At 71.7% G+C, this 13300-nt stretch carries 13 protein-coding genes and 1 pseudogene; 4 read left to right on the forward strand and 10 right to left on the reverse strand.

The genetic code is table 11. The features are described from left to right. On the reverse strand, window positions 1-857 hold an 857-nt coding region (locus ACFV9O_RS37620; protein WP_385426812.1), incomplete at its 3' end, for an RNA-guided endonuclease TnpB family protein. A 33-nt stretch (window positions 858-890) separates the two neighbouring features. On the opposite strand from ACFV9O_RS37620, the pseudogene tnpA reads away from it, so the two are divergent. After that, window positions 891-1285: pseudogene (gene tnpA, locus ACFV9O_RS37625) on the forward strand (IS200/IS605 family transposase). Window positions 1286-1360: 75 nt separating this feature from the next. On the opposite strand, the gene ACFV9O_RS37630 reads toward tnpA, so the two are convergent. From ACFV9O_RS37630 to ACFV9O_RS37650, 5 genes are read right to left on the reverse strand one after another with little or no spacing between them, the layout of a single operon-like run. Next, window positions 1361-2248 (reverse strand): STM4011 family radical SAM protein, encoded by an 888-nt coding sequence (locus tag ACFV9O_RS37630; protein ID WP_385426815.1) that lies wholly within the window; start codon window positions 2246-2248, stop codon window positions 1361-1363. A gap of 18 nt (window positions 2249-2266) precedes the next feature. Beyond that, window positions 2267-3616, reverse strand: a complete 1350-nt coding sequence (locus tag ACFV9O_RS37635; protein WP_385426817.1) for an STM4012 family radical SAM protein — start codon at window positions 3614-3616, stop codon at window positions 2267-2269. Next, complete coding sequence (locus tag ACFV9O_RS37640) at window positions 3613-4476, reverse strand: STM4013/SEN3800 family hydrolase (RefSeq protein WP_385426840.1); 864 nt, start codon at window positions 4474-4476, stop codon at window positions 3613-3615. The genes ACFV9O_RS37635 and ACFV9O_RS37640 overlap by 4 nt, the downstream gene beginning before the upstream one ends. A 41-nt stretch (window positions 4477-4517) precedes the next feature. After that, window positions 4518-5696 (reverse strand): STM4014 family protein, encoded by a 1179-nt coding sequence (locus ACFV9O_RS37645; RefSeq protein ID WP_385426819.1) that lies wholly within the window; start codon window positions 5694-5696, stop codon window positions 4518-4520. Next, complete coding sequence (locus ACFV9O_RS37650; RefSeq protein ID WP_385426822.1) at window positions 5693-6640, reverse strand: STM4015 family protein; 948 nt, start codon at window positions 6638-6640, stop codon at window positions 5693-5695. Before ACFV9O_RS37650 ends, ACFV9O_RS37645 begins: the two co-directional genes overlap by 4 nt. A gap of 227 nt (window positions 6641-6867) precedes the next feature. Between ACFV9O_RS37650 and ACFV9O_RS37655 the strand changes: the two genes are divergently transcribed. Next, on the forward strand, window positions 6868-7194 hold the full coding sequence (locus tag ACFV9O_RS37655; RefSeq protein ID WP_385426825.1) for a hypothetical protein: 327 nt from the start codon (window positions 6868-6870) through the stop codon (window positions 7192-7194). Window positions 7195-7299: 105 nt separating this feature from the next. Beyond that, on the forward strand, window positions 7300-8421 hold the full coding sequence (locus ACFV9O_RS37660) for a DUF6745 domain-containing protein (RefSeq protein ID WP_385426828.1): 1122 nt from the start codon (window positions 7300-7302) through the stop codon (window positions 8419-8421). Here ACFV9O_RS37660 and ACFV9O_RS37665 read toward each other — a convergent pair. From ACFV9O_RS37665 to ACFV9O_RS37680, 4 genes are all read right to left on the reverse strand, one after another. Next, window positions 8412-9332 carry a carbohydrate kinase family protein gene (locus ACFV9O_RS37665; RefSeq protein WP_385426843.1) on the reverse strand — a complete coding sequence of 307 codons (921 nt, stop codon included), beginning with the start codon at window positions 9330-9332 and terminating at the stop codon, window positions 8412-8414. The two genes, ACFV9O_RS37660 and ACFV9O_RS37665, sit on opposite strands and share 10 nt — an antisense overlap. A gap of 29 nt (window positions 9333-9361) precedes the next feature. Continuing rightward, window positions 9362-9982, reverse strand: coding sequence for a TetR/AcrR family transcriptional regulator (locus tag ACFV9O_RS37670; protein WP_385426831.1), 621 nt, complete (start codon window positions 9980-9982; stop codon window positions 9362-9364). Window positions 9983-10008: 26 nt separating this feature from the next. Then, entirely contained in the window at window positions 10009-11211 is a 1203-nt protein-coding gene (locus ACFV9O_RS37675; RefSeq protein WP_385426846.1) for a Glu/Leu/Phe/Val dehydrogenase dimerization domain-containing protein, read from the reverse strand. A 318-nt stretch (window positions 11212-11529) separates the two neighbouring features. Beyond that, window positions 11530-12117 carry a carboxymuconolactone decarboxylase family protein gene (locus tag ACFV9O_RS37680; protein WP_385426834.1) on the reverse strand — a complete coding sequence of 196 codons (588 nt, stop codon included), beginning with the start codon at window positions 12115-12117 and terminating at the stop codon, window positions 11530-11532. Between the two features lie 233 nt (window positions 12118-12350). Between ACFV9O_RS37680 and ACFV9O_RS37685 the strand changes: the two genes are divergently transcribed. Further along, on the forward strand, window positions 12351-13300 hold a 950-nt coding region (locus ACFV9O_RS37685), incomplete at its 3' end, for an MBL fold metallo-hydrolase (RefSeq protein ID WP_385426837.1).

Consider the following 13300-nt stretch of genomic DNA (forward strand, 5'->3'; position numbering starts at 1 on the left):
TGCCGGATTCCCTTGAGTTCTTCCAGGGAGATCCCGGCCGAGGTGCGTTCAGCCTCGGTCACGATCGTCTTGGCAATGATGTGGTTGGTGTTGGCTGCATGGCGCGTCTCGCGCCGGTTGCGCTTCTTCAACAGCCGCTTGGCAGACTTGGTGCCCTTGGCCTGGAGCTTGCGGCGAAGTTCCAGCTGCCGCTTGCGGTGCCGGTTCAGGCCACGCCCGGCCGCCTTGTAGCCGGTGGACGTGGTGGCGATGTTGACGATGCCGAGATCCACACCGATGAAGCCGCCCGGCTCGTACGGCTCGGCCTCGGGCACGTCGCAGGTGGCGATCAGGTAGAACGCGCCATCACGCTGGATCAGGTCGGATTCGCCCTTGCGGTGCTGCTGGAGGGTCTTGAGCGCGTCCGGGGAGCAGGCGAAGCGGATGTTTTTGATGCGCCCGGCGGTCGTCCAGATGCTCACCGTCTGCGCGTCGCACTGCCAGGAAAGGCACCGGTCGTCATACGGCTGTGCAGCCTCGGGCCGGAAGGTGACCGGCTTCATCTCGGCCTTGGTCCGGCGCTTGGAACCCGGCTTGCCGAGGTTCCCGGCCTTGATGTTGGCCTTGAGGGTGGTGTAGGCGTCGCGGACCTTCTTGATGACGTGCTGGGCGGCCTGCGACCCAAGGCCCTGCGCCCTGAGTTCGGCGTAGGTGTGCTTGCGCAGCTCGTACTCGCGCGGCACGCCATGCTCGAACGCCACGGCCGACACCCAGTTCGCTGCCTCGTTGACCGCGTGCAAGGTGCGCTCAAGTGCCGGTGCCTGCATGGCATCCGGCATGAGCTTGACCTGCACGACGATTTTCACAGGCGTGATCATACCATCACTCTATGTCACCTTGATGGGAGCCAAATCCCGATATCCGCAGCGCCCTCTGCCACCCTGCACGCGCACTTGGTCGCAACGCTGACCGGCGTGGCCCGTTCACCGACGAGACCCTTCGACGCTGCGAAGAGGTCATGCGCGACGTGTGCCAGGACTTCGGTGCACAGCTGCGTGAGTTCAACGGCGAGCGTGATCACGTCGACCTGCTCGTGCACTATCCGCCCGGGGTCGCACTCTCCCGGCTGGTCGGCTCGCTCAAGGGCGTCTCCGCCCGCCCTCTGCGCCTGGAGTTCCCCGACCACATCCGCAAGTACCGGTGGGGGAAGCACTTCTGGTCGCCCTCCTACTTCGCCGCGTCCTACGGCGGAGCACCCCTGAATGTCATCAAGGAGTACATCGAGAACCAAAAACGCCCCGCCTGAGCGGGTAAAGGCCACAGTGCAGACCCGTGCTCACGCGCGGGTCAGAGCAGTCCAGAGAAGCGATTCCTCCCGGCTCTAAAGAGCCGGGGTTCCCGCTAGATCGTGCTGAACCACCCCGTTCGCGGCGGCGGGGATCCGCTCCAGGACCCCGCCCGCGAACACGTCGTACAGCGGCAGCGACTCCAGATGGACGTACCCGATGTGGCAGTCGCACACGGCGAGCGGGCACGGCCGGGGCCGCAACGCCGTCCGGTACGAGCCGTCGTAGAGATTGCCGAGCTCGGCCCGGACGAAGTGGCAGCGCCGCACCGTCCCGTCCCCGTCCACCGAGATCACCGACTCGCCCGTCCGGCACGGCAGCCCGGCCGAGCGGTGCGGATGACGGCTGTACGGGAAGAGGGGGTCGAGGACCGTCCAGCGCGCGGCCTCGCCGTCGGTGTACGTACGCCCCTCCGCCGCGTTGACCCACAGATAGACATGCGGCGGTAGGTCCGCCCGCAGCCGGCGGGCATGATCCAGATGCTCCTCGAAGCCGACGATCCCGACGCTGAACCGGACACCCCGGTCGGCCAGTTCACGGCATTTGCCGAGGAAGCGGTCGTACGGCGTCTGGCCCGGGTGATACGTGCACCACAGCGCCAGCGTGTCCGTGTCGGCCTCCGCCAGCCAGTCGGTGCGGCAGCTCAGATTGGTCTGGATGGCGACCCTGCGGATGTGCGGGAGGCGCGACAGGCCGACGAGGGTGCGCCGGTACCAGGAGCGGACCAGTCCCTCGCCCCACGGGGTGAACAGCACCGACAGCCGGTCGTCCGTCCGCTCCGCCGCCCAGCCGGCGAAGCGGTCCAGCGCCGCCCGGTCCGCGCGCAGCTGCTCGCGGCTGTCGCGGCGCTTGGCGAACGGGCAGTACGGACAGTCGTAGTCGCAGGAGGCGAGCGGCCCCCGGTACAGAATCGTCAGATCCACGCGTCGCCCACCCCGCCGTCACCTGAGCTCGTACTCGGCCATCGCGGCCCGTACGGCGGGCGAGAACAGCTCGGGACCGAGCGCGTCCGAGTACGCCAGCCCTTCCGGTGTCAGCCGCAGCAGCCCGTCGCCGTCGCCGTCGCCGTCCCTCGGCTCCGGCTCCTCCAGCCAGCCGCGACCGGCGAACGCGGCGAGCTCGACGGGGAAGTCGTCGGACGGGAGGCTGCCGAACCGCGCCCGGTACTCCGCTATCACCATCCCCCGCGCCTGCAGCAGCGACTGGAGCAGATGGCGGCGGCGCGCCTCGTCGCCGTTCATCCGCCGGCCGACCTCGGCGCGGGTGAAGTCCTCGGCCCGGGTGTAGTCGTCGATGATCGTGCGTATCCGGCGCATGTCGACGGCGTAGTCGAAGGAGTAGTGCAGCGTGGAGGTGTACGAGCGGGCCCCGCAGCCAAGGCCGATCATGCCGTCGGTCTGGCAGGCGTGGTCGTCCGCGCCCTGCGGCGGCGCGTCCGCGCGGCGGAACATCCTCATCGACACCTGTTCGTAGCCCTGGGCCAGGAGGTGATCACGGCCCTGCCGGTACAGGCGGAGCCGCTGGGCGTCCCAGGCCGTGTCGGCGTCCGGGCCGGCGAGGCGGCCGAGGCCGGTCAGCGGGCGGACGTAGAGCGGATAGAGGTACAGCTCCTCGGGCCGCCAGGCGAGCGCGGCGTCGAGCGAGCGGCGCCAGGTCGTCCCGGTCTGGCCGTCGATGCCGTAGATGAGGTCGATGTTGAGGACGGGGACCCCGGCCTCCCGGATCCTGGCCAGCGCGGTCTCGACATCGGCGCGCCGCTGGGGGCGCACCGCGGCCTTCGCCTCCTCGTCGACGAAGCTCTGCACACCGATGCTCACCCGGGTCGTGCCACGGTCGGCGAGCACCTCGAGCCGGTCGGCCGTCGCGGTGGCCGGGGACGTCTCGACGGACAGCGGCACGGCACGCAGATCCGCGCCCATCCGCTTCTCCGCGATGTCGCAGAGCCGCTCCAGCTCCCCGGCCGTGAGGAAGGTGGGCGTGCCACCGCCGAAGGCCGCGGCGGCGAACCGCACCGGATCCGTGTCCCCGAGTGCGTCGCGGACGGCCACCGCCTGCCGCTCCAGCGCGTCGAGGTAGCGCGTGGTCAGCTCGTCGGGTGCTCCGATGCGGGTGAAGAGATTGCAGAAGCCGCAGCGGACCTCGCAGAACGGTATGTGCAGATAGAGCGAGAGCGCGTCCTTGGGCTCGGCGGCCCACAGCTCGCGCAGCGCCGGCCGGCCGGGGAGCGGACGGTACGCGGTCTTGTGGGGGTACGCGTACACATAGCTCTGGTACGGGCGGATCCCGCTCATCGGGCACCGCCCGCCGCCCGTGCGGTGCCCGGGCCGGCGTCCGGTCGCGCGTCCGCGTCCGGGCCGGGGAGGAAGAACTGCGCGTACGGCACGGTCCAGACGACCTCATGGCCGAGCCGGTGGCCGGTGTACCCGTCGTCGCCGTACGCCGTGCCGTGGTCGGAGCAGACGATCGCGAAGCAGCGCCTCCTGCTGCTCGCCGCGGCGAAGAGCCGGCCGATGTGCCGGTCCACGTACTCCAGCGCGGCCGCGTGCGTCTCACGCGAGTCGCCCGCCTCGTGCGTGGCGCCGGGCAGATGGAACCAGTTGGGCTGGTGCAGGGCGGCCACGTTGACGAACAGGAACAGCCGCCGGTCGTGCGGCAGGGCGGCGACGATCCGCTCGGCCCGGTCCACTTGCGCCTCGAAGGAGACCGGCGAGGCCACGCCGAACTCCGGTTCCCAGTGGCTCTCCTGGAACAGCCCGGGCAGCACCGTGCCCAGCGGGCCCTGCCGGTTGAAGAAGCCGACCCCACCGATGCACACCGTCCGGTAACCGGCTTGCGCCAGCCCGGAGACCAGGTCCGGCGTGTCGTACACGAACGTGCCCGGCGCGGTGGTCTCACTGCCCGCGAAGCGCGCGGCGAACAGCCGCGGATGAGGACCGGGCGCAGCCGGCGTCGGCAGGAACCCGGCGAACATCGCCTGATGCGAGGCATAGGTGAAGCTGCCGGGCGCGTGCCGCTGCTCCCAGACGCCGCCCGGGAGATGACGGGCCAGGTTCGGGATCCGCCCGGCCGCCGCGAGCTCGGCCGCGACATCGAACCGGAGCGTGTCGAGGGTGACGAGGAGCAGATCGTGTGAGCCGACGACCGCGGACATGCCGACGTCAGTGGCCCCTTGGGCGGTATCGCTCAGCACGGTCATATCGACTGTGCCGAGCGTGGCCGTCGTGTCGGGAGGGGTCGGGCGCATGATCGTTCCTCGTCGTGCTTGCGTAGGGCAGCGGCGACCTGCGCCGCATAGGTGTCCAGGCCCTCGGCCTCGCTGCCCGGCAGTCCGGTCAGGCGCGGCAACAGATCGCCGAACGCATTGACCTCGCCCACCGCGAAGCGGCGCCAACGGGTGGCGGGGAGCAGGTCGACGCCGACGCACAGGGTCCCGGGGAAGCATGCGGCGGCCCGCTCGCACAGGCCCAGCACGTCGTCGCGCCAGCTGCGGCCCGCCGCCAGCACCGCGGCCATGGCCCCGGCCAGATCGCTGCGCTCCCCACCCATGTGCAGATTGGTGAGCGGGGAGCGGCTCGTCCGTACGACGACATGGCTGGCACGGCCCGCGACGACCACGACCCGCAGATCGGTGGCCCTGCCGTGCTGAACCGCCTTCGGGAGCCAGCGCTCGATGTGCAGACCGTCCGGCGCGAGGGCGTCCACGATCGCGCCGATCTCGGACTCCGAGGTGTAGCGCCGCAGCCGGAGCGAGTTGAACAACCGGCCGTCCGGGGCCCGCTCGACCGAGGTCGCCGCCCGGAACCGCCCGTCCGCCCCCGCCTCGACCGCGAGCACACCGGAGGCCGACGAACCATGGGCCGGCTTCACGAACGCGCGCCGGAAGCCCGGCTCGGCCAGGTACGCCCGGACGTCGTCCCAGCCGCGCACGGCAGGAGCCGCGGCCCCCGATGTCGGCGACGGCGGCACGGCCACGCCCGCGGACGCGAGCCGCTCGTGACACAGCCGCTTGTCGAACAGCACGGCGAGGTCGTCCGGATCGTCCAGGAGCGTCGCGCCCGCGGCACGGACGGCGGCGGCCACGTCCCGCACGGCCTCGGTGAACCGCGCGTACCAGAGGCCGGTGCCCTCGACCCTGGCCGTGGGGCCGGCCCCGCGCAGCAGCGCGTCCACTTCGGCGTTCTCACCGGGCGAGTCGATACGGACCAACTCGCCCGGCAGGAAACGCGCTCGGCCCTGCAGCACGTCCAGCCACGGAACCACGCGCGCGTCGGGCAGCGCCGCCGCGCGTACGGCCTCCTGGAAGAACGCGACACGCCGGTTCTCGGGGTTGCCGACGACGGCGAAACGCAGCGCCGTGGGCGGCGGTGTCACTCCGCCACCGCGGTGAAACGGCCGCCCTCGCCGTCCCACGGCTCCTGGACGTCGTCGAGATCGACCACGACTCCGGCCGGCTCCAGGGCCTGGCGTATGCGCTCGCCCAGCGGCTCGCCGATGAAGTGGTGGTGCAGATCGAGCTTCTTGAGGTGGGTCAGCGGCTGCCCTTCGAGCAGCGCCGCCGCACCCTCGTCGCCGAGCGTGCCCATCGACAGGTCCAGCGTCTCCAGCCGGGCCACGACCGGGGCGCCGGCCAGAGCCGCGGCGATCTCGTCCTGGATCTCGCTGTTGCGCAGCGCGAGATGCCGCAGCCGAGGAAGCCGGATCCCGGCGAGGAACGGCTCCAGGTCGGCGAGTTCGGCATCGCCCCCGTACTCGGAGACTCCCAGCCAGAGGTCGAGGCGCTCCAGCGCGGGCAGCTCGCTCGCCGCGACGCCGCGCACCACCTCGACCGGCAGACCGCCGGTCTCGACCAGCAGGGTGCGCAGATTCGCGTGCTCCACGGCCGGGAAGGCGAGGCCCGAGCCGCCGCGGACGCCGAACTCCTCCAGTTCGGGGAACCCCGCCAGCAGAGGGGTCACGTCGGACTGGTTGATCCAGGAGATCTCGCACTCCTCGAAGGTGATGTCACCCAGGAACAGGCCGCGCAGCGCCGGCAGCTGCGCCTTCGCCTTCAGCAGGGCAGCCATGACCTCGTCGGGACCGTTGTTGTACGCATCGCTCCACGCGCCGACGATCAGCGCCCGCACCTGCGTCGTTTCGACGGCCGCGACGAAGCGGGCGAAGGCCTCCTCCCAGGCCTCGTCGCTCTCGTACGAGTCGACGCCGATCCGCCAGGCGACGGAGGCCGGGTCGGGCAGCCGGTCGGCCCCGGCATCGGCGTCGGGGAAATCGAACGCGGGCAGGCCGTACAGCTCCTGCAGATGGCCCGAGATGGTCATGACGGCTGCTCCAGACACCTGATGGGGTTGATCGGGTGATGTGTGCGAGCAGTTCTACCAAGCCGCTCCGACAACGCCCGCCGCGGGGCCGGTGAAAGGCCGGTCCGGACAGGGACCGTCAGCACGGACCGGGCCGGACGGGATCGAACGAAGGCCCATTGTCAGACCCTGCCTCTAACTTCGGCACCAAGTCGGCGCACTCGGTGCCGGCCCTGGAGGGGAGAGCCATGTACCGGCAGGGAGACGTACTGATCGTGCCCGTCGCCGAGGACGCCGTCCCGGCACACGCCGCCGACGCGCCCGGGGAGGCGAGGGACGGGCGGGGACGGCTGGTGCTCGCCCTCGGCGAAGTCACCGGCCACGCGCACGCACTGGCGGCGCCCGGCAGGCTCGTCCGCGAACCGGGTGCGTTCGGGCCGATGTTGCTGCATCTCCCGGAGGGCGGGCGGCTGGTGCACGAGGAGCACGCGCCGATCGCGCTGCCCAAAGGCTGGTACCGGGTGGTGCGCCAGCGGGAGTACATCCCCGGCGCGGTGCGCATCGTGGCCGACTGAGCCCGATGGCGCCGGCCCGAACAGCCGGCGACGGGACTCCGGGACGACAGGGCAGCAGGACAGTGGGTCAGCAGGCAGGCAGTGGAATCAGGGGACGGGGCACAGATGCAGTACGTGGACAAGTGGCGGGCCGTGGCGGCGGCGACGGGCCCGGCGGACCGGGCAGCAGCGGAGGAGGGGGTCCGCCTCGCCTACCGCCTGGCCGGACTCGAGGCACCCGAGCGGTTCGTCTGGGCGGGTTCGCCCAGGTCGGCCGTGGCGGCGGTGCGCACCCTGGAGGACGCGGGGCCTTCGGTGCGGGACGAGGTGAGGACCGTCCCCTGGGCCGACGAGCGACGCAGGTTGCACGACGAACTGGGCCCGGCGGGCTGGACCGAGCACTGGGGGAGGACCGGCGCCCTGCTCTGGGAGGGCACCAGGGCGCTGGCCGAGCGGATACGCACAGGGGTCGCCGACGCTCTCGCCGCCGATGCCGCGACGCCGGCCGTGGCAGACGCCTCGACGGCCGGGGGAGACGCGTCAACCTCCCGTGAGGACACGTCGACCGCCGCGGCAGACACGTCGACCGCCCGTGAGGACACCGAGGAAGCGGCAGCCGTGCGTCGTGCCGTGCGGCTCGTCCTGCTCGACGCGGTGCTCGGACAGCACGACGCCGCCTGGCTCGCCGCCTTCGACGGCCGCAGCGATCGGCTCGAAGGGCTCGCCAGGGTCGCCGAACACGCAGGCTGGTGGTGGCCGTTCGAGAAGGCCGTGGTGATCTGCGAGCGGCCCGTCGAGCTGCACCGCGACGAGGCCGGGCGGCTCGACCGTGGCGACGGCCCCGCGCTCGCGTTCCCCGACGGCTTCGCGCTCCACGCCTGGCGCGGGATGCCCGTGCCCGCCGAGTTCATCACCGGACTGTCCTCGCTGACCGCCGAGCGGATACGGACCGAGGAGAACGCCGAACTGCGCCGCGTCATGCTCGAGTTCTACGGCTACGACCGCTATCTGTCCGAGTCGGGCGCCCAGCCCGTGCACCGCGACGAGACCGGTGTGCTGTGGCGCATCGCGCTCGCCGACGACGAGGACGTCGTCATGGTCGAGGTCGTCAACTCCACACCGGAGCCGGACGGCACGCACCGGACGTACTGGCTCCGCGTGCCGCCCCGCACCCGCACCGCGAAGGAGGGGGTCGCCTGGACGTTCGGTCTCGACGCGTCGGTTTACGAACCGCTGCGTCAGACCTGAGCCGCCGCCAGGTCCGAGGGGCCGATCAGCGCCGAGCTGCCACCCCGGCCCGTACAGGCGTAGGCCCCGGCCACTGCGCCCAGCCGGGCGCAGTCCTCCGCGGAGCGGCCGGCCAGCCGCCCGTAGAGGAAGCCGCACACGTACGCGTCACCGGCGCCGTTGGAGTCCACCACCGGCGCGGGCGGCGCCACCGCCGGGACCGGACGTGGCGTGCGGCCGCCGTCGCGGGTCATCAGGTACGATCCGCCCGCACCGGCCGTCGCGACCACGGCCTCCGCCCGCCCCTCGCGCAGGATCTCCCGCATCACCGCCGCGATCCGCGCCCCGGCGTTCGCCGCGCTGAGGAAGACCACGTCGGAGCGGAGCGCGAACTCCCTGTGGTAATCGTCCACTCCGTCCCAGTCGTGGAGGTCGGTCGAGACGGGGACGCCGAGCTCGGCGATGTCGTCGTAGAGATGACGGGCGAAGTCCATGATCGACAGATGGACATGGCGGGCCCGCCGCAGGTGGGGCAGGTAGAAGTCGCTCGGCATGCGCAGATCGGCGGAGTCACGGGCGTCGTAGAAGGACATCCTGCGGCCCGTCTCGTCGACCAGGTTCACCGCACGTCGTGTACCTGCCGGGGAGATCAGGGGCGCGAAGTCCACGTCGCCCGCGGCGAGCCGCTCGCGGACCTGCCGGCCCGGCCCGTCGTCCCCGATGAAGTCCAGGAACTTGACGCCGAGTCCGAGGGCACGGCAGCCGAGGGCCACGTTTCCTCCCGTGTGCCCGGGCCACTCCGTGATCGGGGGAACCCCGACCGAGTCCGCGAGAGGGACCGGCAGTGAGCCGACGCGGACGACGGTGTCGACCCCGCTGCCACCGATCACCACGACGTCATGCTCCGGCTGTTCCGTGCCCTGCGCCGACACCACTTCCCCTCCCACGAGCCTTCGATGCGCTACGCGCTCTGCCGGGCCGGCGTCACGCGGTCGAGCCCCAGTTCACGGGCGAGGGCCTCGTCCGTCCACTCCAGCATGCCGGCGCGGCTGAGCGACCCCGCGTACGACGTCATCTGCACCGCGAGGCCGTCCAGCAGGGCCGTCAGCCGCCAGGCCGCCGACGCCGGATCGGCACAGCGGAACTCACCGGCCGCCGCGCCCTCCGCGATGACGGCGGCCAGCTCCGCCTTCCACTGTCGGTCGAGATCGCGGGCCACCTCGCGCAGCGCCGGTTCGCGAAGCGAGGCCGCCCAGCCCTCGATCCACAGGCGCCAGCCCTTCGCCTGACCCGTCGGGGCGTACCAGCGGACGGCGGCACGGAGCCGGCGCACCGCGGACGTCCGGCGGCCGAGGATCTTGCGCAGACGGGCCAGGTCGCCCTCGGCGGCGTAGGCGAAGGCCGCGGCGACGAGCCTCTCCTTGGTCGAGAAGTGGTACAGCACCAGGGCGTTGCTCACCCCGAGGGCGGAGGCGACATCGGCGATCCGCACGGCGGCGACGCCCCGGGCCTCGATCTGCTCGACGGCGGCCCGCAGCAGTTCCTCCTGCCGCTCCGCCACGCTCAACCGGACTCTCGTCACCCGGTCACCCTACACACGCGAGTCGCTCACCTGTACCAACCGAAACGCTCCGCGATCACCGGCAGCCGGTCGGCGACGATCGCGTGCGCGGCGGCGCGCGGCGTCGTACCGTCGGCCTCGGCGCGTGCCAGCATCCGGTCGACCAGGGCGCGCATGGAGCGGCGCGTGTGCGCGAACGCCTCGTCCGCGTCGGCACCGATGTCCCCGAAGAGCGTCCACCACCACCATGCGTTGGTACCGGAGTTCACGACGACGTCCGGCAGTACGGTGATCCCGCGCTCCGCGAGCAGCTCCTCCGCCTCGGGCAGGACCGGCATGTTGGCCGCCTCGACGATCCAACGCGCCGTGATCCGTGCCTGGTTGGCGGTGTCGACGGCGTACGAGACGGCAGCCGGCACCAGCACCTCCGCCTCGGCGGACAGCCACGCGTCCGCGGGCAGCTCGGCGTCGCCGGGACGCAGCGCCGCACGGTCCACCGTCCCGTACGCGTCGCGCGCCGCGAGCAGCCCCTCCACGTCCAGGCCGTCGGGATTGGCGATCGTTCCCTTGATGTCGGCCACGGCGACGATCCGCAGGCCGGCCCGGGACAGGAAGCGCGCCGTCGCCCCGCCCATCGTGCCGAGGCCCTGGACGGAGACCCGCACGCCCGCGCGGCTCGTGCCTGCCCGGTCGAGCGCGGTGAGCACCGACTCGGCGACACCGCAGCCGCCGACCAGCTCGTCGAGGCCGATGCCGTCGACCTCGACGGCGAACGCGTCGGCGAGCCGCTCCCGTGCCGCCGCCTCGTCGTCGAGCAGCGGATAGACGGCCTGCACCGACGAGACGAGCCCCGCCTCGGCCGCCGCCTTGTCGACGAGGTCCTGGGTGAGGCCGAGGTCCTCGCCGGTGGTCCAGACGCTCTCGATGTACGGACGCATGGTGCGCAGATAGCGCACGAGGACGCCGTACGCCTCCGGGTCCCGCGGATCGCAGTCGATGCCGCCCTTCGCGCCGCCGAGCGGGACGTACCGCGCCGTCGGGTCGTCGGCGTTGTAGTGGAGGGCCTCCTTCATGGTCATGCCCCGGGCCAGCCCGGTCACCTCGTCGAGCGTGCAGCCGGCACGCATCCGCAGCCCACCGCTGGACACCCCGCGGACCAGGCGGTCGACGACGAGATGGCCTTGACGGCCGGTGACGTGGTCCGTCCAGGTGAGCGAGATCAGGGGACGGGCCGGAGAGGGGGCCTCCAGGGCGGACACGGTGCCTCCAGACACGACGACGAACTGAACCGTCGGTCAGTATCCGGAGGCGGGTGCGGCTGTGTCAACGCGGAGGGCACGGGACCGCGCCGGACGCCTGCAGACGCTCCGGACGACGCCGACGGCCGCGGCACCGCGGATCCCTGCCGTGTTGTGGATCGCTCCGTAGAGCCGTATCGCTCTGTCCGAGCCGTAGAGCCGTAGAGCCGTAGAGCCGTAGAGCCGTAGAGCTGCGGACGCGGCGTACGCTGCACCGTCGCGTGGTGCCACCCGGCAGGGTCGCGCAGCGCCGGCGACGCCGACGCCTGCTCAGTTGCCGTCGGCCGGTCCGGCCGGTGCCGCGGAGGGCCGCTGCGGCACCTCGCAGTGGTCCTTGAACCCCTGGCTGGTGAGCCCGAGCGCCGAATTGATCCGCGAGCGCAGATTCTCCACCGCGACCATCGCGGTCAGCTCGACGTACGCGGCCTCGCCGAGCGCCCCGAGCAGCCGCTCGGCCAGATCGTCCGTGACCTGCGGCGGGTTCGCGGTCATCGCCTCGGCGTACTCCATGACATCACGCTCGAGCGGCGTGTACGCGTCACTGTCACGCCACACCGGCACGTCCTCCAGCTTGCGCGCGTCGATCCCCTCCCGCCGGCTCGCCCAGTACCCGAAGTCCATGCACCAGCTGCAGCCGATCGACGCGGCCGTGGCCATCTCGGCCAGTGCCTTGAGGCCCGGGTCCAGGGCGTTCCATTTGGCTACGGCCTGCTCGAAGCGGAGGTCCGCGCGCAGGACGCGCGTGTTGTGGCCGAGAGCCTTCACGGGGTCGAGGACCGCCTGGTAGGCGTGCTTCGAGTACCACTCCGTCACGCGGTAGAAGAGGCTGCGGGGCGGGGTGAGCGAAATACGGGCCATGACGGGCTCCTCGGGTGTCGCGTTTCGTCCTGACACCCGTACGACGGATCGCGCGGCGCCGATGTGACATGCCACCGCACGGACGTGACCTCCCGCGCCGAAGACGCGGCATCCAAACCGGGCTCGTGGGCCCGATTTCCGGGGTCTCCGGGAACAACGCGCGTCACTTCTCCGTTCCCGCACTGTCGTGACCGACGCCCATAATGGAAGACCTCGAACCTTCAGGAGGCCCTGTGACCGGCGCTGCTTCCCCGCATTCGCTGCGCTCGACGCTGCGGTCGTTGCGACCTGCCGCCTTCGGGGCCGACCCTGCCGGGGAGCGCATGGAGCGGATCCGCCGCTCGCCGAACTTCGCCGACGGGGTGTTCCAGAACCCGGTCGGGGCCAGGACGAGGCCGTCAGGCTCCACCCTGGAGTTCGCCAAGATCTACTTCCAGAAGGAGGCGCGCAGGCTCCGCGCCCCTGCCGCGCCCGTCCCCCTGCACCCCACCACGCTCAGCGACCTGGCCAAGCCGCCGGTCTCCGGGCTGCGACTCACCTGGATGGGCCATTCGAGCGTCCTCGCCGAGATCGACGGCCGGCGGGTGCTCTTCGACCCGGTGTGGGGCTCGCGCTGCTCGCCCTTCGCCTTCGCCGGGCCCAAGCGGCTGCACCCGGTCCCGCTGCCGCTCGCCTCGCTCGGCCCGGTCGACGTCGTCGTGATCTCCCATGACCACTACGACCACCTCGATCTGCCCACGATCCGGGAGCTGGCCGCCACGGACACCGTTTTCGTGGTGCCGCTCGGCGTCGGCGCCCATCTGGAGCGGTGGGGCGTCTCCGACACCCGTCTGCGCGAGCTGGACTGGACCGAGTCCACGGAGGTCGCCGGGCTGCGGCTGACCGCCACCCCGGCACGCCACTTCTGCGGCCGCGGCCTGCGCAACCAGCAGCACACGCTCTGGGCGTCCTGGGCCGTCCAGGGTCCCTCCGGACACCGCGTGTACCACAGCGGGGACACCGGCTACTTCCCCGGTTTCAAGGAGATCGGCGCCGAGCACGGCCCCTTCGACGCCACCATGATCCAGATCGGTGCCTACAGCGAATACTGGCCGGACATCCACATGACCCCGGCCGAGGGCATGCGTGCCCATCTGGACCTCCAGGGCGGCGAGCCGACCGGAGTGATGCTGCCGATCCACTG

It is taken from the genome of Streptomyces sp. NPDC059909 (genome assembly GCF_042730885.1).
Classification (GTDB): domain Bacteria; phylum Actinomycetota; class Actinomycetes; order Streptomycetales; family Streptomycetaceae; genus Streptomyces.